The sequence below is a fragment of the Bacillus sp. FSL M7-0307 genome, from assembly GCF_038627835.1.
GTDB classification, from domain to species: Bacteria; Bacillota; Bacilli; order Bacillales; family Bacillaceae; genus Bacillus; species Bacillus altitudinis.
In genome coordinates this window covers 2,900,356-2,921,477 of record NZ_CP152023.1, presented here as the reverse complement: position 1 = coordinate 2,921,477, position 21,122 = coordinate 2,900,356, and the positions used below count along the sequence as shown (strand labels likewise).

The window sequence follows — 21,122 nt, the reverse complement described above, 5'->3', positions numbered from 1 at the left end:
TCTCCTCCAAAATATATGAGACGTAAGAAAAAAAGATTCAATCCGAATCGGATGAAAGGTGCTTTTGAATACGCAAAGCTAAGCGCAAGCGCAATGTTGCGTCAGGATCTTTTAGGCTGATCTGAAGCAGTTCTTCACATTTCTCCAGTCGATATATCACGGTGTTGCGATGAACAGATAAACGCTTGGCTGTTTCTGAAATATGGCAATGTGTTTCGACATAAACAGATAAGGTGTGGAGAAGGTTTGGATCGACTTGTGGTTGTTCATATAATGGGTGGAGGTACTGCTCATAGAATGTTGTTAAATCTTTTGGTGGGATGAGCTTCAGTAAATCTGACACATCTTTTGCTTGATAGAACTGAATATATTCAGCTCTTAATGAGAGCTGGCCTGATTGCAGAGCATGGACAGCTTCACTGAATCCTTTTGGCAGATCGGTGATGAGATAACCGCTTAAGCTCACACCAAAGGAAATGGTGGCATTCACATGTTGTTTAATAAGGATCTGCATTTGTTTTAAAAAAGAGCAGATCGATTTGTTCATTGCCAGCCAGCCGCCAGTCTCTTCTATAAGGAAGATGCCGATATCTCCTTTGACAAAAAGAAAGGCGGGAAATGGACAGTGCGAAAGGGTGCTTTCAAGTAAAGCAAACACATCATCTACAAGGGTTTGCTGCTTAAGGAAACAAGTGAAATGACTGCTCTGATCAAGTTGACAGACGATACATATATAGGGAATCGTTGTGTTTAATCCAAACATGCGTGCCAGGCAGGCGACATCTTGCTCTGAGGAAATCGTTCCCTCCATCCATTTGCGAAACCATTCATTTTTGGCTCGCCCTGTAGATTGCTTGATGGCATGTTGTTTGATACGTGAAATGGACATGGCATTTACAGCTTGTACAATGGTCAAATGTAGCTCCATATCGTCTTGAGGATGAATGAAGGCGGGAACGACTAAATAATCATAAGCTTGTTCGTTTATATAGATAGGAAAAACAGAAACGCTTTCTTTTGAATGAACCATAGAAAAATAATGCTGCTGCGTACTGTGAAACAAGCGGAGCATTTGTATCCAATCTGGGTTTGTCATACCTTGGGATGAGGTGAAAAGAATACGTCCATACTGATTGATCAAATAGACAGGCTGATGAATTCTTTGGGCCACTTTTTGCAATACTTCAACATGATGATCGACAATGTTCATATCCACTCATTCTCCTTTTTTTAGAGCTGAAGCCTTTGGTGAAGATGAATAAAAAAATGGACAATCGCTGTCAAAGTCTCTGATATAAATGTTATGTTATCAGCTCCATTCAATTTAGATAGAAAGTTGTCATTTAATATCACAAAAAAGATGGCAGAGCAAAATCACGTCACATCAGTCATCTTCATTCAGAAAAATGGGTAAATATGATATGTTGTAGACAGAAGAATTTCTTTCAGAAAGATGGGTATCCCAAGAAACAAAGACTTTCAATGGGAAAATCCGTTTAGACAAGCAAGTGGCAAGAGGTGAGATAGATGATTTATATCGGATTAACTGGCTGGGGAGATCATGACAGTCTGTACCCGCCGAGAATCGGCAGCTCTCAAAAGCTGTTTCACTACGCATCAACGTTTCCCATTGTGGAACTGGATGCAAGCTTTTATGCTGTTCAGCCTGAGCGCAACCATGAAAAATGGATAAAAGATACGCCAGACGCCTTTCAATTTGTCGTGAAAGCATATCAAGGAATGACCGGGCATCAAAGAGGCGAGATCCCGTTTGCTTCAAAGGAAGAAATGTTTGATGCATTTATTCTTTCACTGACTCCTCTCATTCGAGCAGGGAAACTGGCGATGGTTCTGTTTCAATTTCCACCATGGTTTGATTGCAAAAAGGAGCACGTCCACTATTTAAGATGGTGTAAGGAGAAGATGGGGGACATTCCTTGTGCACTCGAATTCCGAAACCGGACTTGGTTTTCAGACGAGTTTTATGAACAAACCTTATCCTTTATGGAGAAAGAAGGGTGGATTCATTCCGTCTGTGATGAACCGCAAGTCGGAGAAGGGTCTATACCGCCAGTCATAAAAGCCACACACCGTGACAAAACATTGGTCCGTTTCCACGGAAGAAATAAACAAGGCTGGCTTCACCCGGCAGATCATGAGAACTGGCGTGAAGTTCGTTACTTATATTTATATAATGAAGCTGAACTAAAGGAATGGAAAAAGAACCTCGACATCCTGCATCAGCAGTCGAAAGATGTATATGTCGTATTTAATAATAACTCAGGCGGAGATGCGGCGACGAATGGCCAGCAAATGATTGATTTGCTGGATTTGACGTATTCAAGCTTATCCCCGAAGCAGTTAGATTTATTTAGTTAAACGAGAGCTGCGGCTTTCAACTTGAACGAGACGGTTCAGTGACAACTTGAGGGAGAGATCAACATGCTGCAGAAGCTATGGTTATATCATACAAACGACTTGCACAGCCACTTTGAAAATTGGCCAAAAATCGCAGCTTATATTGAAGAAAAGCGTCAAGTTCACGATCAGATGCTCTTATTTGATATTGGCGATCATATGGATCGAGTAAACCTTGTATCAGAAGCGGATTATGGAAAAGTGAATGTCAAACTCCTCAATCAGCTTGGCTATGATGGCGTCACAATTGGTAATAATGAAGGCATTACGTTGCCTCATGAGCAGCTCGACCAATTGTACAAAGACGCGCAATTCCCGGTGATCTTATCTAATTTATTTGAAAAAGGCAAAAGACCATCGTGGGCAAAGCCTTATGAAGTGATCCCATTGAAGAATGGACTGAAAATCGCCGTCTTAGGGGTGACCATTGCGTATACACCTGTCTATGAAAAGCTGGGCTGGGACATTACAGACCCATTTGAGAGCATACGGGAAATGCTGCAAGAAGTGAAAGGACAAGCCGACGTCATTGTTCTTCTTTCCCATCTAGGCATCATCCATGATCGAGAGGTAGCCCATGACTTTCCGGAAATCGACATCATCTTAGGCTCACATACGCATCATCTTTTAGAACAGGGCGAGATGGATAATGGAGTTCTTCTTGCATGTGCTGAAAAGTATGGGCATTATATTGGCTGTGTCGAGCTGACCATTGATACAGCGAGTAGCGAGCTCATCGAGAAAAAAGCGACGGTGCAATCAGTGGACCAGCTGATCAGTGAATCCGATAAAGCGATCACGACTTTACAGAAAGCTGAAAGAAGAGCGAAGTCACTCATGCAGGAAAAAGTGACATCCATTGAATCAAAGCTCGAAACAAAGTGGTTTGATGACTCCCCGCTTCCGCAGCTTTTAACAGATGCCATTAGAGAATGGTGCGAGGCAGATATCGGCATGATGAATGCAGGGATGGTGCTTGATTCATTAGAGGCTGGCATCGTCACAAGAGAGGACATTCACCGGATATGTCCGCATCCAATTAATCCAATCAGGGTGACACTTACTGGGAAGCAATTGATCGAAACAGTGTCTCGTGGCTGTGAAGAAAAAATGGAACAGCTACGCATCAAAGGCTTTGGCTTTAGAGGCGAACTGATGGGGAAAATGCTATACAGCGGTTTGACTTATTCATTAGAAGAGGGCGAAACCAAACGAGTAAAAGATGTCTATGTAAACGATCAACTCGTCAAAGAAGATGATTCCTATACGGTTGGCACAGTGGATATGTATACACTTGGCTCTCTTTTTCCTCATATACGTGACCAGGAACACATTGAATATTTCATGCCGGAATTTTTGCGTGATGTCCTGAGCTGGCGATTGAAGGACGCAAAGTGAAATCCGCTCCAGCCTAACAACACTTGCCCTCCCTTCACATAGATTGTGTTGAAGGGAGTGAAGGGATATGGTGAATTTAACACCTATTACAATTGATGGCCATTCCTTTACAGCCGTCACCGTCAAACTGCCAAAGACCAATTTCATGGCAGTGACAAATGAGCATGGTTATATTATGTGCGGTGCACTTGATGTCGGGCTCCTAAATGAAAAGCTTGCAGATAGAGGAATCATCGCAGGAAGAGCAGTCGGTGTAAGAACCATCGAGCAATTGCTGGATGCACCTTTAGAATCTGTGACATATGCCGCTGAGTCGCTCGGCATTCATGCTGGCACAATTGGAAGAGATGCATTATTAAAAATGGTGAAATAAAATGAACAGATGATTCCTATCCCCCCGCCTGTCTGCATACACTTGTAATGGAGAAGGGGGGATTTTTTATTGAGATTAAACCGCCGTTATCGCCCCTATAAAAAGGGCCCTCTGCCATTTCGTTATGTCATGCTGCTTGCCATATTATTTTTTGTGCTCTCAACTGTCATTAGCCTATTCTTCATCAATCGTTCCATTAAACCAACTTTGATTCACATTGCTGAACTAGAAACAGAACGAATCGCCAATCATCTCATCCAATATTCTGTTCAGGATTTTGCAGATGATCAGGAGAATATGAAAGATATGGTTGTGATGAATACAAGTGAGAACGGAAAAGTGACAACTATCGACTTCAATGCGCAAGCAACATCGAAAGCAATGGCTGACCTGTCACGTCACCTTCAAAAAAATCTAGAGGACATTGAAAAGGGGAATTTTCAAAAAGAGGCAAAAGAAGCATTAAAGGATCAAACAGATGGACATGACGGCATTATATATAACATTCCGCTTGGGCAAGCGTCCGGAAATGCACTTATCGCCAACCTAGGACCAAAAGTACCTGTACGATTTAGTGTCATTGGTGACCCGCATACAGACGTTGAAAAAAACATCAAGCCATATGGCATTAACAATGCCTTGATTGATATTAGTGTGCTCATTGAGGTGAAGGTGAGAGTCATCATCCCATTCGCCTCAGAAACCATCGTCGTCAAAAATTCCGTGCCTGTCTCCATCCAAGCCGTTCAAGGAGACGTCCCAGATTATTATAATGGCAGCGGAACAAATTCAGGCGCTCCATCGATTGTTCTGCCCGAGAAAAAGGATAAGAAAGAATAACAGCCCAATGGACGAATTGGGCTGTTTTTTTTCATACGCTGTGATTGCATATAGTGTTTTTGTGATGCACGTTTTATTGTTACGAAACAGACAGTCTTGTCCTTGCATCATTTTCATCGGTGATATAGGTCACGTCTTCAAATCCACAATCCGTTTTAGCACTTCTCCAAGGAAGACTCCGTATTCATTTGGAATGGTAAAGGTCATTCCTCTTTTCAAAAAACAGCCCCCCTAACTCTTTGTGAAGTAATTATTCATTGGCTGCGATGCTTAGACTTTTTTATGTGATCTGTTCATCTTATCCTAATTAACCACTTGATTCCATACGAATCACGTGCCATGATAAATGTTCATTGTTTTCCTTTTTTGGATAGTGTAGCTATCCTGAAGGCTGATTTTTTACGATCGTCTGTTATGAAAGTGAGAGGAGGATTTGAATGATATGAAGAAAATTCATGTAAGCGGATTTTGTTTTTTAGTATTTGCCATTGTATTTAGTGCTAAATATATGTCAGCATCGATATTATTAGCTGGGAGTGACAGTTTGAGTGTCGACTTATTTAGAGGGATGCTTGACATGATTCCACTTGAAGTAACAGTTGTGTACCTCCTTTTTTTCATCATGGGTATTCTTTTTTTAGTATTAGGATTGAAAGAGAAGCATAAGCAGTAACAGTAGACAAGGAAATGTTGATACATATCAAAAGGAGAAGCAAGCGGTATCGCTAAACTTCTCCTTTTATTTAATGACGTTTCCGCTCGGCTCTTTCCCATGCCCTTAAATGAGGATAAGGATCAAACGACCATTCAGTTCGTCCATTGTCTTTATACATGCCGTAATGAAGGTGTGGCGGGAATTTTCCTGCTGTGCCAGGTGGGCCGTAACCGGAGCTTCCGACTGATCCGATGACTTGCCCAGGTTCTACAATCTGCCCAGCTTTGAGTCCTTTTGCAAAGCCATTTAAGTGGGCAAAATAATGATAATGATTATGAATATCTCGAATGCCGATCCGCCAGCCGCCAAAGCGGTTCCAGCCTTTCATTTCAATCACGCCGTACGATGTCGCACGAACAGGAAGACCGTAATGAGCAAAAAGATCAGTGCCCTCATGAATTCTTCTGCCTCCAAAGCCTCTCGCATCACCCCATGTACTCCTGTAGCTGTAGTCAGCTCCAACCGGAAGAGGAAACGCATGCTTTCCAAGGTCAAGATGGCCGTAATGCTTATAGAGCTTCATAAAAGATGAAATGATTCCAACGGTTTGATCACGTCCGTAATAATCCCACAGCGCGATTTTTAATTGGTCGATGCTGCTGCCGTAATGAAGCAAGTATTGAGCAAACGTGAACAGGACATCTTCATCGTTATCGATTTCCGCTTTTCCATCCCCATTACCATCAAGCCCAATACCGTCGAACACTTTAATGCTTAATGGTGAGGTATCCTGCTTATTTGGATTTTCTGGTCCTATCCACATTTCCCGGGGAATGTAGATACCAATCACACCTGTTTGTTTTGGTAAATCTCTTCTGCTTTTGCGTATATTGTGTTCATACTGATCAACCGCAGCAAGTACATACCACGGAACCTGTGTGGTGATGGCGATCTTTTCATACAGTGCCATTCGCTGTTTTAATTCATCAGGCTGTTTGTTTGCCCCTTGTGCATGGACTGGTGCGGGAATCATTGAAAGAGCGATGATGATCGCTAAAACCACTTTCACAAACGTCCATCTCCTTTCTTCGAACATCTCTTCTACCGTTTAGTGTGGTTTGATCACGTTATTTCATAAGAAGAAAATGTTAGTAATTTTCTTCTGTTATTTTAGGAGGCTTTTGGGTATTTTTGCAGCTCATTCCCTTGTTGTTCAATCTGTACTATGTTAAAGTGTCTAAAGAAAAGGCCTTAGGCCGAAGATTCAATTTTTTGCGGCAATAGCTGCATCCATCGTATATAGCAGGAAGATGATTGTATATGCACCTTTAACGAATTCATATGGAGATGATGGAATTGGCAAAGAAGGAAGAGCACGTAAGAAAACCGGACTGGCTTAAAATTAAGCTGAATACGAATGAAAACTATACCGGTTTGAAAAAAATGATGCGGGAAAACAACCTGCATACCGTTTGTGAGGAAGCGAAATGTCCGAATATTCACGAATGCTGGGCAGTGAGAAGAACTGCTACATTTATGATCCTCGGATCTGTTTGTACGCGCGCATGCCGTTTCTGTGCGGTGAAAACCGGACTTCCTACTGAGTTAGACTTGCAAGAGCCAGAACGCGTGGCAGATTCAGTGGCTTTGATGAATTTAAAGCACGCTGTTATAACAGCGGTTGCAAGGGATGACCAAAAAGATGGCGGAGCAGGTGTATTTGCTGAAACTGTTCGTGCCATTAGAAGAAAAAGTCCATTCACAACAATTGAAGTTCTCCCTTCAGACATGGGTGGCAATTATGATAATTTGAAAACGTTAATGGATACACGCCCTGATATTTTAAATCACAATATTGAAACAGTACGCAGGTTAACACCAAGAGTTCGTGCACGGGCTACATACGATCGTTCATTGGAATTCTTGCGTCGTGCAAAAGAAATGCAGCCTGACATTCCAACGAAATCAAGCATTATGATTGGACTTGGTGAAACGAAGGAAGAAATCATTGAAGTCATGGATGATCTTCTTGCCAATAACGTTGACATCATGGCAATTGGTCAGTATTTACAACCGTCGAAAAAGCATTTGAAAGTGCAAAAATACTACCATCCAGATGAGTTTGCAGAGCTGAAGGAAATTGCCATGTCAAAAGGCTTTAGCCACTGTGAAGCTGGACCGCTTGTCCGTTCTTCTTACCATGCAGACGAACAAGTAAACGAAGCGTCTAAGAAGCGTCAGGCGCAAGCATAACAAAGAAAACGCCAGAGCTCTCTGGCGTTTTTTCTCATGTTAATTTTGGCCGTAAGGTGTGTTTCGTCTCATGGTCCGATCGGAATTCGTCATGCCATTGGCATCTTCTTTCGTTGAAATATCTCCGCCTTGAGGAGAGTATTTCATTTGTTGAATCGTTTTCGTTAAAATTTGATCAAAATCACGTGAATTGGTTTGAAGACGTGAAAAATTGGCAATGGATTGAAAGTGCTCTGGGTTATCAGAGACGTACACATGATAATAACGAGGGAGAACAGAAACCGCTGTTTTTTTCACTTGATCGGCTGATTCATCTCGGTTTTTGTTGCCTGTTCGATACACAATAAGGGCATCCTCGTCTGTGACAAGTGTTGCTGCATCCTTTATATTTGGCAGCTGGATGGCTAAACTTGTAATCACGTGGGCAAGGTGCTCACGATTTAAAGCAGGGGTTCTTTCCTTTTGATCGGTTACTTGCTGGCGCTGATAACGAACATAGCCTGCTCGATTCGTATCTGCTTCTGGCATGTTGGAATTATTTCCTTCATGACGATCAGACAGGCGAATTGTCTTGCTGGAAGAGTCTTCATCCACTTGCCGGTTCATGCCTGATTGAAAGCCGCATCCGCCTAAAAGCATGCATAGGAGAATAGTGGCTGTCAGTTGTTTCATCATAAATGTGACCTCCTTTTTTCTTTAGCTTCGGCTAAATCGGAAAAAACATGCTTTAGCAATTGATGGAGTTGTTCCAATGAATTATCATTAAAGATGGATCGTTTAAAAAGAGGTGAGAAGATGATCGTCATTCAGAATGCTACCTTTGATCTTGTCAGAGAAATCAAAGACGGCTTTGATGAGGAAGCGTTTAAAGCAAGGTACTCAGATATTTTAAATAAGTATGATTATATTGTGGGGGATTGGGGCTACAACCAGCTTAGGCTGAAGGGGTTCTTTGATGACCAAAACCAAAAGGCCACATTCGATACAAAAATCAGTACACTCGATGAATACATTTATGAATACTGTAATTTTGGCTGTGCCTATTTTGTCTTAAAGCGGATTAGAAAATAACGCAAAGGGGAGCGTCATGATGTATTTCGTAGATAGAAAGAAGATTGAAGAGACATTACGTTTTTTTGAGGAGCAATATAATTTGATGCGCAGTCATCAAACATGGTCAAGCCCTTTAGAAAAAAAAGCGCTAGAACGAATTGTTCATTTGCTCGTCGAATGTATTCTTGATACAGGAAATGATATGATTGACGGCTTTATCATGCGGGACCCAGGAAGCTATAACGACATCATGGATATTCTTGTGGACGAAAAAGTTGTACCAACAGAAGAAGGCACTCACCTGAAAAAACTGGTCTCGTGCCGTAAAACACTTGTTCAGCAATACCAAGAAGTGGTTCATCAAGATTTGTTGCAGGTCATCAGTGAGGTAGAACAGGCGCTGCAAGTCTTCCCGAATCGAATTCGCACTTACTTGGAGCAGGAGCTTGGACCAGTATCAGCGTTTAAATAAACCATTGGAGTTGTAAGCAGCATGAAATACAAAGGCTATTTAATTGATTTAGACGGGACGATGTATAAAGGAACAGAAAAGATTGAAGAGGCGGGGCAATTTGTTCACAAGTTAAATGAGTTGAACATCCCTTATTTGTTTGTCACGAATAACTCTTCACGCACACCGAAGCAAGTAGCAGAGAAACTGGTTTCATTCGATATTCCAGCAACGGAAGAACAAGTCTTTACAACAAGTATGGCGACGGCAAACTATATCGCAGAACAAAAGAAAGATGCCTCGGTGTATGTGATCGGAGAAGAAGGCATTCAGCAGGCCATCGAAGAAAAAGGCTTGTCGTTTGGTCAAGAAGACGCTGATTTCGTTGTCGTTGGAATAGACCGCGGTATTACTTATGAAAAACTAGCGGTAGGAGCCATTGCAATCCGTCAAGGTGCACAATTCGTTTCAACAAATGGGGATATTGCCATTCCGACAGAAAGAGGGCTGTTACCTGGAAATGGATCGTTAACATCTGTGCTGACGGTTACGACAACAGTGCAGCCAACATTTATTGGAAAGCCAGAGTCTATCATTATGGAACAGGCCATGCGGGTGCTCGGGACAGATGTGTCAGAGACGCTCATGGTGGGCGATAACTATGATACCGATATTATGGCAGGGATGAACGCAGGGATGGATACACTGCTTGTCCATACAGGCGTCACGACAAAAGAGCTGCTTCAGAAATATGACAAACAGCCAACCTATGTCATTGATTCATTATCTGAGTGGATTGAACGATTATCTTAATCAAAAGAGGACAAGCGTCAGACGCACGTCCTCTTTTGTGTTTTATTCTGCATTTCTCGCACTATGTGCCAGTCTGCTTGATGCCGCCGCAGCAATAGCACCGACAATGTCATCTAAAAAGGTGTGGCATTCGCCTGTGGATTTATCGTTGAGTTTCCCAAGAATCCCTGGTTTTTCTTTATCGATATATCCGTAATTCGTAAAGCCGATGGAGCCATAAATATTAACGATGGCAAAGGATAAAATTTCATCCACACCATATAGACTTTCATCTGTTTCAAGAATGGATTGCAGCGGTTCTGTCAGCTTTTTTTGCTCAGCGAGAACGTCTAGTTCAACGCCTGTTAAGATGGCATTTTGGACTTCACGTTTTGCGATGACACGTTCCACATTGTGGATGCACTCTGTCATGTCTAAGCCAGGATGATATTTTTCCTGTAAAAAGAAGACAAGGTCTGCTATATCTTGAATGGTTACGCCTCGTTCTTGTAAACGGCGTCTTGCTGTTTTTTCTACTTCGTTCATCTCATGATGATGCGGCATGTTCCTCACCCAATCCTCGTAATTTGTCCACAACGTGTGAAAAAGCTTCGGATAGTAAATAGTATTCATAAATCCCTCAACCTGCGACTACGATATGATAAGAGACTGATTTTATGAACGCAGGTGAAATCATGAAAGAAACCATTTATCACACATTTGGTATTGATGTGCGTCAATTTATGCCATATGGCAGTTACCAGAGCTTTCAAACGGCGAAAGCTCTCTTCATCATTGTTCCCGTGTCTCATTTGCGAGAAGAAGAACTCACAGAGCTTTATCATATCAGTCAGTATTTACTGAATGACGGTGACCCATACGTTGCCGTGTTTGAATTAACAAATGAAGAGAAACCGACTTTTACCCATGGAAAAGAACTGTACGCTCTATTAAAGGCAGCACCGCGGGTCACAAGCCGCTCATTTCAGCACGCACCAGAGCTGGCGGCCTTTCATGTCAGGGGGAGAGGGTTTCCTTATGAGGTGTCTGAAACAAAACGTGTCGGAGCTTGGAAGGAATTATGGGCAAAACGGTTAGACCAGCTGGAAGGCTTTTGGATGCAGCAAATGCATCAAAAACCACTTGAACGATTTGAAAAGAAATTCATTGAATCCTTTCCGTATTATCTTGGATTAACGGAAAATGCCATTCAATATTTAGTGGATACAGAGCTTGATGATGAACCAAAAGAATGTGATTCAGGTACTGTTTGTCATCAGCGCTTTTCACGTATGACCTGGCCACATGAGCAGCCGCTTCGTTTACCTGTTGACTGGGTATTTGACCATCCAACAAGAGACATCGCAGAATATTTAAGAGAAACCTTTGTCCAGCATAAGGAGGATTTAATTGAAGAGGGCTTCTCCTTTTTGCAGCAATATGAGCAGGTTACGCCTCTTTCATCATTTTCAAAGCGACTGTTATACAGCCGTCTTCTGTTTCCGCTTCATTATTTTGAAATTGTCGAAGGTTATTATATGTCAGGAGAAAATGAAAAATCTTATTATGAAGAACGATTAGATTATGTTTTAAATGATGCGAACCGCTACGAATATTTTCTCAAGGTGTTTCAAGAATTGAGTGCCATGCGCAGCGGTGGGCATCTCATTCCTCCTGTTGGATGGATTCATCAATCCGCTGATTTGAAGTTTCAGTGAACAGATGAAACGTCTCTTTTCTCTTGAGGCGTTTTTCGTTATGCTTAAAGAAATCAACCAAAGGAGTGTTCTTCTTGACGAAACCTTATGTCTATATCACAAGAAAGCTTGATGAAACAACACTTACACCATTAAAAGAAGTCGCTCATATTGACATGTGGACGAGCGAGGATGAGCCGTGTCCAAGAGAAGAGTTAGAAAAACAAGCTGCTCAAGCAGATGGGCTGCTCACGATGCTGTCAGATCAAGTAGATGAGACACTTTTATCAAATGCTCCAAATCTAAAAGTGGTCGCGAATCTCGCGGTCGGCTATGACAATATTGATCTAAAGGCAGCTAAAAAGCACGGGATCACGGTATGTCATACACCGGACGTCTTAACAGAATCGACAGCTGATTTAGCCTTTGCGCTTTTGATGGCGTCAGCAAGACGAATTGTCGAAGCGAGTGATTGGATTAAGGATGGGAACTGGACAGGCTGGGGGCCGCTTCTTCTAGCCGGTGCGGATGTTCATCATAAAACGTTAGGGATTGTCGGAATGGGCAGTATTGGAACCGCACTTGCCAAGCGGGCAAAAGGTTTTGATATGAATGTTCTTTATCATAATCGTTCAAGAAAGCCAGAAGCAGAAGCGCAGCTAGGTGTGACCTATGCCGCATTTGATGAGCTGCTTACGCAGTCTGATTTCATCGTTTGTTTGACGCCTTTAACGCCTGAAACGAAAGAAATGTTTAATAAGAAAGCATTTGAGCAGATGAAGAACACGGCTTACTTCATCAACGTTTCCAGAGGGCAGACGGTAGACGAAGATGCTTTATATGATGCTGTCACGACAGGAAAAATTGCAGGAGCAGGTCTGGATGTATTTAGCAGGGAGCCTGTCAGTCCGGATCACCCGTTAACGACATTACCAAATGTGACAGTGCTTCCTCATATCGGAAGTGCGAGTGTTGAAACGAGAAAAAACATGATGCATTTATGTGCTGAAAATATTGCGCTTGTCCTGCAAGATCAGCAAGCCAAAACGCCAGTTCAGGCGTAATCTCAAGCTTCCCGGCTTCGGGAGCTTTTCTCACAAAAATATTTTGAAAATATAGAATCTTGATATAAATAGCTGTTAAGCGGTTTCATTCTCATATTCTCTTATTTTATTACCTTGTCAAAATGAGGATACCCCTTTATAATGTGTGTACATTGAATGTCTGTGTTAGGTTAACAAATGTCTTCTTAGAGAGGACATTTACGGAGAAAGGTGGAATTTCAGGTGAAGGCAATTCGAGTTGGACTACTAGGATTAGGAACAGTGGGGAGCGGTGTCGTTAAGATTATTCAAGATCATCAGGATAAATTAATGCACCAGATCGGCTGTCCGGTATTAATAAAAAAAGTGCTTGTGAGCAATCCCGATAAAAAAAGAGATGTGGATGTGGCAAGAGAGGTCTTCACAACTGAAGTATACGATGTGATTCGAGATCCAGAGGTCGACGTCATTATTGAAGTGATGGGCGGCATTGAAGAGACAAAACAATATTTAATAGATGCACTAAATGAGAAGAAGCATGTGATTACAGCCAATAAGGATTTAATGGCGCTATATGGCACAGAGCTTTTACATGTAGCAAAAGAAAACGGCTGTGACCTTTACTATGAAGCAAGTGTCGCAGGTGGGATTCCGATTTTGCGTACACTAGAGGAAGGTTTAGCCTCTGACCGCATCACAAAAATGATGGGAATCGTGAACGGGACAACGAACTTTATTTTAACAAAAATGAATGTCGATAAAAGCGCGTATGAAGATGTATTAAAAGAAGCGCAGGATCTTGGCTTTGCAGAAGCAGATCCGACGGCGGATGTAGAAGGGCTAGATGCGGCAAGAAAGATGGCCATCCTGGCAAGACTCGGCTTTTCCATGAATGTAGATTTAGAGGATGTGAAAGTAAAAGGCATCTCTGACATCTCGGATGAGGACATTAATTTCAGTAAACGTTTTGGCTATACAATGAAGCTGATTGGAATTGCCCAAAGGGACGGAGAGAAAGTGGAGGTCAGCGTACAGCCAACTTTACTTCCTGATCATCACCCGTTATCTTCCGTCAACAATGAATTTAATGCTGTCTATGTTTACGGAAGTGCTGTCGGAGAAACGATGTTTTACGGACCTGGAGCAGGCAGCCTGCCAACGGCAACAGCTGTTGTCTCTGATTTAGTCGCTGTTATGAAAAACATGCGTCTTGGTGTGAATGGCAGTGGATTTATTGCACCGCAATTTGAGAAGAAAATCAAATCATCATCCGAAGTATTTGCTCAGCAATTTTTAAGAATACATGTGAGAGATCAAGTCGGAGCTTTCTCCCGCATTACATCGATTTTTTCTGAAAGAGGCATCAGCTTTGAAAAGATCCTTCAGCTTCCTGTCAAAGGGCATGATGAGCTGGCTGAAATTGTGATTATTACACATCAAACATCAGAAGAAGATTTCTCAAATATCCTGCAAACATTAAACGATCTCGACGTGGTGGTTCAAGTGAAGAGCACGTACCGAGTAGAAGGGAACGGTTTAAGCTGATGAAGTGGAATGGACTCATTGAAGAATTTCAAGAATTCTTACCAGTAAACGAACAAACACCTAAACTAACATTAAATGAAGGAAACACACCGCTGATTCATCTCGCAAAGCTATCTGAAAAGCTTGGGATTGAACTTCATGTGAAAACAGAAGGCGTCAACCCTACAGGTTCTTTTAAGGATCGCGGGATGGTCATGGCCGTCGCAAAGGCAAAAGAAGAAGGTAATGATACGATCATGTGTGCATCGACAGGGAATACGTCTGCAGCAGCGGCAGCTTATGCGGCGCGCGCTGATATGAAATGTATTGTCATCATTCCAGATGGAAAAATTGCCTTCGGTAAGCTGGCGCAGGCTGTCATGTACGGAGCAGAGATCATTGCCATTGACGGCAACTTTGATGATGCACTTAAAATTGTCCGCAGCATCTGTGAAAAAGCACCGATCGCACTTGTTAACTCCGTCAATCCATACCGAATTGAAGGACAAAAAACAGCGGCATTTGAAATCTGTGAGCAGCTAGGCGGCGCTGCGCCGGACGTACTGGCGATTCCTGTTGGAAATGCGGGGAATATTACAGCGTACTGGAAAGGTTTCAAAGAATATCATGAGAAAAAAGGCACTGGACTGCCAGTCATGCGTGGTTTTGAAGCAGAAGGAGCTGCAGCCATCGTTCGAAATGAAGTCATTGAGCAGCCAGAAACAGTCGCAACAGCCATTCGCATCGGAAACCCTGCAAGCTGGAAACAAGCTGTAGCAGCGGCAGATGAATCGAACGGGAAAATTGATGAAGTGACAGATGAAGAAATTCTTCATGCCTATCAATTGATCGCACGTGAAGAAGGTGTGTTTGCAGAACCAGGGTCTTGTGCATCAATTGCAGGTGTACTCAAACAAGTGAAATCTGGAGAAATTAAGCCAGGCAGTAAAGTCGTCGCTGTACTGACAGGAAACGGATTAAAAGATCCGAATACGGCGATTGATATTTCGCACATCAAACCGGTCACACTGGATGCAGATGAAGATCAAATTCTGGAACATTTAGAAAAGGCCGCACGCGTATGAGTAACGCCTCCATGCTTTTTTCAATCACAGTACCGGGAAGCACTGCCAACTTAGGACCAGGCTTTGACTCAGTCGGAATGGCGCTCAGCCGCTATTTAAAGCTATCGGTCTATGACCATGATAGCTGGCTGTTTGAAGCAGAAACAGATGTCGTGTCTGGTATTCCATCAGGCACCGATAACCTGATCTACCAAACAGCTAAAAAGGTCGCAGATGACTTTGGAAAAACACTCCCGCCTGTTCATGTCAAAGTGTGGAGTGATATTCCATTAGCAAGGGGGCTGGGCAGCAGCGCTGCTGCCATTGTTGCCGCTATTGAGCTCGCCAATCAGCTGCTTGAATTAAAGATGACCGATGATCAGAAGCTCTTTTTTGCAAGTGAGGTAGAAGGTCATCCAGATAATGCGGGTGCCTCTTTATTCGGTGGTTTACTCATCGGTCTTCATGAAGAAGACAAGACACATGCCGTTAAAGTGCAGCATGTGGATGTAGATGTCGTCGTCGTGATTCCTTTTTATGAAGTGCTCACAAAGGATGCCCGTGATGTCCTGCCAGAGGATTTTTCCTATAAACAGGCCGTGAGCGCGAGTGCAGTGAGTAACGTCCTTGTCGCCGCCTTAATGACGCAGAACTGGCCGCTTGTAGGGGAAATGATGAATAAAGATTTATTTCATCAGCCATACCGCACGATGCTTGTCCCAGAGCTATCAAAGGTGGAGCACGTTGCTTCATTAAAAGGCGCATATGGAACAGCATTAAGTGGTGCTGGGCCGACCATTTTGACCTTAGTGGAAAAAGGAAAGGGAGAAGCGCTGAAAAAGCAGCTTGCCCAAAATTTCCCGCATTGTGAAGTAGATGTGCTGACGGTGCCGGTAGAAGGTGTCATCGTCGAGCATCATTCTGTGAATCAAATGAAGAACGTGCTATAAATGAGCACGTTCTTTTTTTATCCTTGTTTTTCACAACAAAAGCAGGGATTATTATTTAGAGAAGCGAACTATTTTTGATACTAAAAGGGGGAGATCTATTGATGAAGAAATTGATAACAGCAGAGGATTTAACACAAATCGTGTCTGTTTCTCATCCAGTCTATTCACCAGATGGAAAAAAGGCTGTTTTTACAAAAGTATCGGTGAATGAAAAAAAGGATGATTACAATATTCATTTATGGGTTCGAGATGAAGGGACAGGGGAGCTGTCACAATGGACATTCGATGATGGAAAGCATCATCAGCCAGTGTGGTCAAATGACGGGAAGCAGCTTGCGTTTATTTTGCAGAAGCCAAAGGAAGTCCCTCAGCTCGCACTCATTCAGAGCGATGGCGGCGGCATTCGTACTTTAACGAATATTCCTTACGGCGTATCTCATCCTGTATTTTCACCGGATGGAGCGTTCATTTATGCAGCGGTCTCATTAAAACAAGAAGAATCTGTTCATGATGAAAAAAAGGAAGAGTGCGATGACTTTGCTCCGGCAGTATATGATGATTTGACTTATAAAGCAGATGGCAGAGGTTTTTTAGACGGGCGGCTGACGCAAATTGTACAAATCGATGTCTGCTCAGGGGAGGTAGAGACGGTTACGAGTGAGCAGCAACATCATGTGAATCATGTCGTCTCTCCTTGCGGGAAGTGGCTCGCCTATATTCAATCCAACCCGCAGACGTTTTACATAAGTGATATCTGTCTCCTGTCATTAGAGGACGGTACATCCAAGAAAATCACCCAATCAACAGGCGCTTACTCGACCGTATCATTTTCTCCAAATGGAGAAAGCCTTTTGTACATTGGACACGAGCGTGAATTTCAGAATGCAACCTTCCCATCATTGTGGCTGTTTGATCTGAAGGAGAAAAAGACCGTTCAACTGTCAGAAATGCTCGATATGTATGTTGGTAACTGTATGGCAGGGGATAGTGTCATGGGTGAAGCCAATCAGCTTCCGCAATGGACGAAGGATAGTCAGGGGTTTTATGCGCTTGTTTCTGATCAAGGGAGTACCGGGATTTATTATTTCTCTATTGAAGGCTTAGCCTATCCCGTTCGTTTAGAGGCAGAACATGTGACGAATTTCAGTCTTCATCCAGATGAATCAAAAATGCTGATCAGCCGTCTTTCACCTGTCTCGCCTAGTGAGCTGTATGAGCTGACTTTAGGGGAATCCTCACTCAAGCAAATCACGTTTGAGCATGATGACTTTCTAAAGGAACATGTCATATCCGAACCTGAACCAATTTCTTTCCAGTCAAAAGAAGGAGACGTTGTACATGGCTGGTTTATGAAGCCTGCTCAGATGGAAGAGGGGAAGACATATCCACTTATCTTAGAAATTCATGGCGGGCCGCATGCGATGTACGGTCATACGTATTTTCATGAATTTCAAATGCTCGCCGCTGAAGGGTATGCGATTGTTTACATAAACCCTCATGGCAGTCATGGATACGGACAGATGTTTACAGACCGGGTAAGAGGCAGCTATGGTGACGTTGATTATGAGGATGTCATGCTGGCTGTTGATCATGTGCTCGAAGCCTATGACTTTCTTGATGAAACAAGGCTTGGCGTAACAGGCGGCAGCTATGGCGGTTTTATGACCAATTGGATTGTCGGACAGACAGACCGTTTCCGTGCAGCTGTTACACAGCGTTCCATTTCAAACTGGATTAGCTTTTATGGCATCAGTGATATCGGCTATTTCTTTACAAAATGGCAGGTGGATGGGGATATTTATGATTCGGTTGATAAGCTATGGGATCGTTCGCCGCTAAAGTATGTAAAACAGGTGAATACACCGCTCCTCATCCTGCACAGTGATGAAGACTACCGCTGCCCAGTCGATCAAGGAGAGCAGCTTTTTGTGGCATTGAAGGAGCTTGGAAAAGACACGAGATTAGTCAAGTTTCCTAAGGCTTCTCATGATTTATCCAGAAGTGGCCACCCTGGGCAGCGTATTCAAAGACTGACCTTTATTCAAGAATGGTTTAGAGAGAAATTATCCTAATTAAAAAACGGCCCTGATTGGGTCGTTTCAGCGTGTAGACAAACCCTCGCATTCGGTGTCAGTCCTGCGTTCTCGTCCTTACTAGACCACAAAGGTTTTCTATCACGCTGAAAACAAGACAAAGGGCTAAAATTAGCCCTTTGTCAACAATTAAAAAACGACCCGTTAAGGGTCGTTTTCATGTCATATATGAATTAGAAAACCTGTTCAACTTCTACAACGCCAGGTACTTCTTCTAATAATGCGCGCTCAATACCGGCTTTCAATGTAATGGTTGAACTTGGGCAGCTGCCGCATGCACCAAGAAGGCGTAATTTCACAATGCCATCTTCAATGTCTACAAGCTCACAGTCTCCACCATCACGTAATAGAAATGGACGAAGTTTGTCCAGTACTTCCTGTACTTGGTCTTTCATTTCGACTTCAGTCATTAGATATAATCGCTCCTTTCACAACATATCACCATTATATTCATCTGGACGATAAAAATCTATTGATTGGTTTCAAAGTTTCCTTCTCATTATAGCACAATCTCATCTTGAAACAAAAAGTGATTTTGACTTTTTTCATACAGAAAATTCAGCTAAAATAAAGAAAGAATAGGGGGCTTGTCAAATGAACAAAACCGTTGATCTTTATGTATATGGAAGAGATGTCCTGTGCGCTAGCTGCGTGAATCTGCCTTCTTCAAAAGATACATTTGAGTGGTTAGATGCAGCATTAAAACGAAAATATCCAAATCAGCCGTTTCGCATCACATATATCGATATTGAGCACCCACCTGAAAACGAACGCCAAAAAGAATTATCTGAACGAATTCTTGATGATGAATTCTTTTATCCGCTTGTCCTTGTTGAGGATCAAATTGTAGGAGAGGGCAATCCGAAATTAAAAGATATTTATCAAGAAATGGAGAAATACGGGTACGAAGAGAGCAGTGAATGAGCTGTTCTTTTTTTAGGAAAATAAACAGAACAAACGTTCCTTTTTAGGTTGATTTAGAACGTTTGTTCGGTTATAATGAGATGAAAGGAGCGTGAGCATCATGAATTATTTACTAAAACAATCTCTTCATCAACAAATACCGATTGATATGATTTATATGAAGAAAAATGGAGAGTGCTCGAAACGAAAAATCATTGTACATCGTCAAACTGAACAGTTCATACAAGCGTATTGTTTATCGAAGAAGACGATCAGAACGTTTCGTAAAGACTGCATCCTTGCGCTTGCTCCTATCAAAGTGAACCATCCATCGGTACATGCCGTTTCATAATAAAAGCTCCTTCATTAGAAGGAGCTTTGAGAAAAAATTCACATCATTTTATCCATTGTGATGCTTGTACATCCAAAGAAGTCCAGATTTTAAGAGTCTTGGAACACGACCAACAAGTGGACGATCCGCCACTAGGCCAAAGCCGGCTTTTTTCCCTAAAGAGCCGAGTACGCCTTTTAACTTAAACTGCGGGTAAGCCTCAGGAAGCGGCTCGTTTTTCCAGCGTTTCTGTAGAGATTGCACAATTTGCTCTGCCTGTGCCTCGGCAAGCTGTGCACTTGGTGCATGCGGCAAGCTTGCGCAGTCACCTACGACATAGACATGCTCATCTCCAGGGAGATTGTGATGAGGAGTTAAGACGACACGGCCTTGTGCATCTTTTTCAACATCCATATCTCGCACGACTTTACTTGGCTGAATTCCTGCTGTCCACACGATGACATCTGCTTCAATTGCATCGTCATGGTTGTACACAACTCCTTCTTCAACCTTTGTAATATTGGCGCAGTTAATGATCTTTACATCGTTTTCTTCAAACCATTTTTGTACATATAAACTTAATCTTTTTGGGAAACTGGAAAGAATCAGTTCTCCGCGGTCAAAAAGAATGATGTTTAAATCAGAGCGGCTTTCACGCAGTTCACTGGCTAGCTCTACCCCGCTAAGTCCAGCACCGACAATGCCAACTGTTGCACCTGCGCTCAAATTGTTTAATTTGTTATACGCGTGTCTTGACTGATCAATGGTTTGAATGCTGTATGTATGTTCTTTCGCCCCAGGGACATTGTGATACTTGTCCTCACAGCCGAGTCCGATTACCGTATCATCATATGGAATAGGTTCACGGTCGCTAAATAAGATCTGTTTGTTTTCAATATCAATTTTTTCTACTTCCCCGTATTGAATATCCAGCTTTGGATGCTCTGGAAAAGATACTCGAATGTGATGATCAGAGATCGTTCCAGCAGCAAGTGCATAATATTCTGTTTTTAAACAGTGGTAAGGATTTCGATCAATTAATGTGATAGTAACATCATCAGGTAATTGATTTGGCAATAAGCGGTGGAGAACCCGCATATTCCCGTAACCTCCGCCGATCAAGACTAAATTTTTCATGACGATTCTCCTTTTCCCCCTAGACATTGAAAAACACTTATACTAAAAAACTTTAAGTTAAAATACCAAATAAAATTATATCGAATTTACTGTGAAACCACAATAATTGTTTCAAAATAACCTACATATTCATTACTTAGTCCTAAA

At 42.4% G+C, this 21,122-nt stretch carries 23 protein-coding genes and 1 pseudogene; 17 read left to right on the top strand and 7 right to left on the bottom strand.

From position 1 onward, the window contains the following. Window positions 1-37: 37 nt before the first annotated feature. Window positions 38-1,210 carry a helix-turn-helix domain-containing protein gene (locus MHI41_RS15065; RefSeq protein WP_050826580.1) on the bottom strand — a complete coding sequence of 391 codons (1,173 nt, stop codon included), beginning with the start codon at window positions 1,208-1,210 and terminating at the stop codon, window positions 38-40. 317 nt (window positions 1,211-1,527) lie between these two features. Here MHI41_RS15065 and MHI41_RS15060 point away from each other — a divergent pair, with 317 nt between their 5' ends. The 4 genes from MHI41_RS15060 to yunB all read left to right on the top strand — a co-directional run bounded on the left by MHI41_RS15060 (window position 1,528) and on the right by yunB (window position 5,029). Next, window positions 1,528-2,379: a DUF72 domain-containing protein gene (locus tag MHI41_RS15060; protein WP_007500400.1), complete on the top strand. Its 852-nt coding sequence runs from the start codon at window positions 1,528-1,530 to the stop codon at window positions 2,377-2,379. A 63-nt stretch (window positions 2,380-2,442) separates the two neighbouring features. Next, a complete protein-coding gene (locus MHI41_RS15055) occupies window positions 2,443-3,816 on the top strand; it encodes a bifunctional UDP-sugar hydrolase/5'-nucleotidase (protein ID WP_342494280.1) in 1,374 nt (457 codons plus the stop codon). 67 nt (window positions 3,817-3,883) lie between these two features. Next, the gene (locus tag MHI41_RS15050; RefSeq protein WP_007500404.1) at window positions 3,884-4,189 is read left to right on the top strand and encodes a DUF1805 domain-containing protein; all 306 of its coding nucleotides are present in this window, start codon (window positions 3,884-3,886) and stop codon (window positions 4,187-4,189) included. Window positions 4,190-4,258: 69 nt separating this feature from the next. Further along, entirely contained in the window at window positions 4,259-5,029 is a 771-nt protein-coding gene (yunB, locus tag MHI41_RS15045; protein ID WP_135226246.1) for a sporulation protein YunB, read from the top strand. A gap of 129 nt (window positions 5,030-5,158) precedes the next feature. On the opposite strand, the gene MHI41_RS15040 is transcribed toward yunB, so the two are convergent. Then, window positions 5,159-5,248 (bottom strand): DUF2691 family protein, encoded by a 90-nt coding sequence (locus MHI41_RS15040; protein ID WP_317327963.1) that lies wholly within the window; start codon window positions 5,246-5,248, stop codon window positions 5,159-5,161. A gap of 223 nt (window positions 5,249-5,471) precedes the next feature. Between MHI41_RS15040 and MHI41_RS15035 the strand changes: the two genes are divergently transcribed. Next, a complete protein-coding gene (locus tag MHI41_RS15035) occupies window positions 5,472-5,702 on the top strand; it encodes a hypothetical protein (protein WP_050826576.1) in 231 nt (76 codons plus the stop codon). A gap of 70 nt (window positions 5,703-5,772) precedes the next feature. On the opposite strand, the gene MHI41_RS15030 is transcribed toward MHI41_RS15035, so the two are convergent. Next, complete coding sequence (locus MHI41_RS15030) at window positions 5,773-6,717, bottom strand: M23 family metallopeptidase (RefSeq protein ID WP_234823387.1); 945 nt, start codon at window positions 6,715-6,717, stop codon at window positions 5,773-5,775. Between the two features lie 323 nt (window positions 6,718-7,040). Between MHI41_RS15030 and lipA the strand changes: the two genes are divergently transcribed. Further along, window positions 7,041-7,937 carry a lipoyl synthase gene (gene lipA, locus MHI41_RS15025; RefSeq protein ID WP_008360456.1) on the top strand — a complete coding sequence of 299 codons (897 nt, stop codon included), beginning with the start codon at window positions 7,041-7,043 and terminating at the stop codon, window positions 7,935-7,937. Window positions 7,938-7,976: 39 nt separating this feature from the next. On the opposite strand, the gene MHI41_RS15020 is transcribed toward lipA, so the two are convergent. Next, window positions 7,977-8,612 (bottom strand): YhcN/YlaJ family sporulation lipoprotein, encoded by a 636-nt coding sequence (locus MHI41_RS15020; RefSeq protein ID WP_008346841.1) that lies wholly within the window; start codon window positions 8,610-8,612, stop codon window positions 7,977-7,979. Window positions 8,613-8,732: 120 nt separating this feature from the next. On the opposite strand from MHI41_RS15020, the gene MHI41_RS15015 reads away from it, so the two are divergent. From MHI41_RS15015 to MHI41_RS15005, 3 genes are read left to right on the top strand one after another with little or no spacing between them, the layout of a single operon-like run. After that, complete coding sequence (locus MHI41_RS15015) at window positions 8,733-9,008, top strand: YutD-like domain-containing protein (RefSeq protein ID WP_008346837.1); 276 nt, start codon at window positions 8,733-8,735, stop codon at window positions 9,006-9,008. A gap of 19 nt (window positions 9,009-9,027) precedes the next feature. Next, on the top strand, window positions 9,028-9,462 hold the full coding sequence (locus MHI41_RS15010) for a DUF86 domain-containing protein (protein ID WP_017358913.1): 435 nt from the start codon (window positions 9,028-9,030) through the stop codon (window positions 9,460-9,462). A gap of 21 nt (window positions 9,463-9,483) precedes the next feature. Further along, a complete protein-coding gene (locus tag MHI41_RS15005) occupies window positions 9,484-10,254 on the top strand; it encodes a TIGR01457 family HAD-type hydrolase (RefSeq protein WP_008346835.1) in 771 nt (256 codons plus the stop codon). A gap of 42 nt (window positions 10,255-10,296) precedes the next feature. On the opposite strand, the gene MHI41_RS15000 is transcribed toward MHI41_RS15005, so the two are convergent. Then, window positions 10,297-10,797: a phosphatidylglycerophosphatase A gene (locus tag MHI41_RS15000; RefSeq protein WP_029575457.1), complete on the bottom strand. Its 501-nt coding sequence runs from the start codon at window positions 10,795-10,797 to the stop codon at window positions 10,297-10,299. A gap of 113 nt (window positions 10,798-10,910) precedes the next feature. On the opposite strand from MHI41_RS15000, the gene yutH reads away from it, so the two are divergent. The 6 genes from yutH (at window position 10,911) to MHI41_RS14970 (ending at window position 18,583) form a co-directional block, all read left to right on the top strand. Beyond that, the gene (gene yutH, locus MHI41_RS14995) at window positions 10,911-11,951 is read left to right on the top strand and encodes a spore coat putative kinase YutH (RefSeq protein ID WP_007500419.1); all 1,041 of its coding nucleotides are present in this window, start codon (window positions 10,911-10,913) and stop codon (window positions 11,949-11,951) included. A gap of 74 nt (window positions 11,952-12,025) precedes the next feature. Beyond that, window positions 12,026-12,994: a D-glycerate dehydrogenase gene (locus MHI41_RS14990; RefSeq protein WP_056702651.1), complete on the top strand. Its 969-nt coding sequence runs from the start codon at window positions 12,026-12,028 to the stop codon at window positions 12,992-12,994. Between the two features lie 222 nt (window positions 12,995-13,216). Further along, complete coding sequence (locus MHI41_RS14985; protein ID WP_019743822.1) at window positions 13,217-14,518, top strand: homoserine dehydrogenase; 1,302 nt, start codon at window positions 13,217-13,219, stop codon at window positions 14,516-14,518. Next, the gene (gene thrC, locus MHI41_RS14980) at window positions 14,518-15,582 is read left to right on the top strand and encodes a threonine synthase (RefSeq protein WP_041507721.1); all 1,065 of its coding nucleotides are present in this window, start codon (window positions 14,518-14,520) and stop codon (window positions 15,580-15,582) included. Before MHI41_RS14985 ends, thrC begins: the two co-directional genes overlap by 1 nt. Next, the gene (gene thrB / locus MHI41_RS14975; protein WP_136944521.1) at window positions 15,579-16,511 is read left to right on the top strand and encodes a homoserine kinase; all 933 of its coding nucleotides are present in this window, start codon (window positions 15,579-15,581) and stop codon (window positions 16,509-16,511) included. Before thrC ends, thrB begins: the two co-directional genes overlap by 4 nt. A 101-nt stretch (window positions 16,512-16,612) precedes the next feature. Continuing rightward, on the top strand, window positions 16,613-18,583 hold the full coding sequence (locus tag MHI41_RS14970; protein WP_342494279.1) for a S9 family peptidase: 1,971 nt from the start codon (window positions 16,613-16,615) through the stop codon (window positions 18,581-18,583). 194 nt (window positions 18,584-18,777) lie between these two features. Here MHI41_RS14970 and MHI41_RS14965 read toward each other — a convergent pair. Next, window positions 18,778-19,077: pseudogene (locus MHI41_RS14965) on the bottom strand (NifU family protein). Window positions 19,078-19,198: 121 nt separating this feature from the next. Between MHI41_RS14965 and MHI41_RS14960 the strand changes: the two are divergent. Next, window positions 19,199-19,528 carry a YuzD family protein gene (locus MHI41_RS14960; protein WP_008346819.1) on the top strand — a complete coding sequence of 110 codons (330 nt, stop codon included), beginning with the start codon at window positions 19,199-19,201 and terminating at the stop codon, window positions 19,526-19,528. Between the two features lie 100 nt (window positions 19,529-19,628). Then, on the top strand, window positions 19,629-19,859 hold the full coding sequence (locus tag MHI41_RS14955; RefSeq protein ID WP_017367979.1) for a hypothetical protein: 231 nt from the start codon (window positions 19,629-19,631) through the stop codon (window positions 19,857-19,859). Window positions 19,860-19,907: 48 nt separating this feature from the next. On the opposite strand, the gene MHI41_RS14950 is transcribed toward MHI41_RS14955, so the two are convergent. Continuing rightward, a complete protein-coding gene (locus tag MHI41_RS14950; protein ID WP_057079128.1) occupies window positions 19,908-20,975 on the bottom strand; it encodes an NAD(P)/FAD-dependent oxidoreductase in 1,068 nt (355 codons plus the stop codon). Window positions 20,976-21,122 lie beyond the last annotated feature (147 nt).

Bases quoted from the DNA above. Each gene is read 5' to 3' on its own strand.
- MHI41_RS15035 (WP_050826576.1), top strand. From the start codon at position 5,472: ATGAAGAAAATTCATGTAAGCGGATTTTGTTTTTTAGTATTTGCCATT.
- MHI41_RS15000 (WP_029575457.1), bottom strand. From the start codon at position 10,797: ATGCCGCATCATCATGAGATGAACGAAGTAGAAAAAACAGCAAGACGC.
- MHI41_RS15065 (WP_050826580.1), bottom strand. From the start codon at position 1,210: ATGAACATTGTCGATCATCATGTTGAAGTATTGCAAAAAGTGGCCCAA.
- MHI41_RS15060 (WP_007500400.1), top strand. From the start codon at position 1,528: ATGATTTATATCGGATTAACTGGCTGGGGAGATCATGACAGTCTGTAC.
- yutH (WP_007500419.1), top strand. From the start codon at position 10,911: ATGAACGCAGGTGAAATCATGAAAGAAACCATTTATCACACATTTGGT.
- MHI41_RS15055 (WP_342494280.1), top strand. From the start codon at position 2,443: ATGCTGCAGAAGCTATGGTTATATCATACAAACGACTTGCACAGCCAC.
- MHI41_RS14960 (WP_008346819.1), top strand. From the start codon at position 19,199: ATGAACAAAACCGTTGATCTTTATGTATATGGAAGAGATGTCCTGTGC.
- MHI41_RS15005 (WP_008346835.1), top strand. From the start codon at position 9,484: ATGAAATACAAAGGCTATTTAATTGATTTAGACGGGACGATGTATAAA.
- MHI41_RS15030 (WP_234823387.1), bottom strand. From the start codon at position 6,717: ATGATTCCCGCACCAGTCCATGCACAAGGGGCAAACAAACAGCCTGAT.
- MHI41_RS14950 (WP_057079128.1), bottom strand. From the start codon at position 20,975: ATGAAAAATTTAGTCTTGATCGGCGGAGGTTACGGGAATATGCGGGTT.
- thrC (WP_041507721.1), top strand. From the start codon at position 14,518: ATGAAGTGGAATGGACTCATTGAAGAATTTCAAGAATTCTTACCAGTA.
- MHI41_RS14970 (WP_342494279.1), top strand. From the start codon at position 16,613: ATGAAGAAATTGATAACAGCAGAGGATTTAACACAAATCGTGTCTGTT.
- MHI41_RS15010 (WP_017358913.1), top strand. From the start codon at position 9,028: ATGTATTTCGTAGATAGAAAGAAGATTGAAGAGACATTACGTTTTTTT.
- MHI41_RS14955 (WP_017367979.1), top strand. From the start codon at position 19,629: ATGAATTATTTACTAAAACAATCTCTTCATCAACAAATACCGATTGAT.
- MHI41_RS15050 (WP_007500404.1), top strand. From the start codon at position 3,884: ATGGTGAATTTAACACCTATTACAATTGATGGCCATTCCTTTACAGCC.
- MHI41_RS15015 (WP_008346837.1), top strand. From the start codon at position 8,733: ATGATCGTCATTCAGAATGCTACCTTTGATCTTGTCAGAGAAATCAAA.
- MHI41_RS15020 (WP_008346841.1), bottom strand. From the start codon at position 8,612: ATGATGAAACAACTGACAGCCACTATTCTCCTATGCATGCTTTTAGGC.
- thrB (WP_136944521.1), top strand. From the start codon at position 15,579: ATGAGTAACGCCTCCATGCTTTTTTCAATCACAGTACCGGGAAGCACT.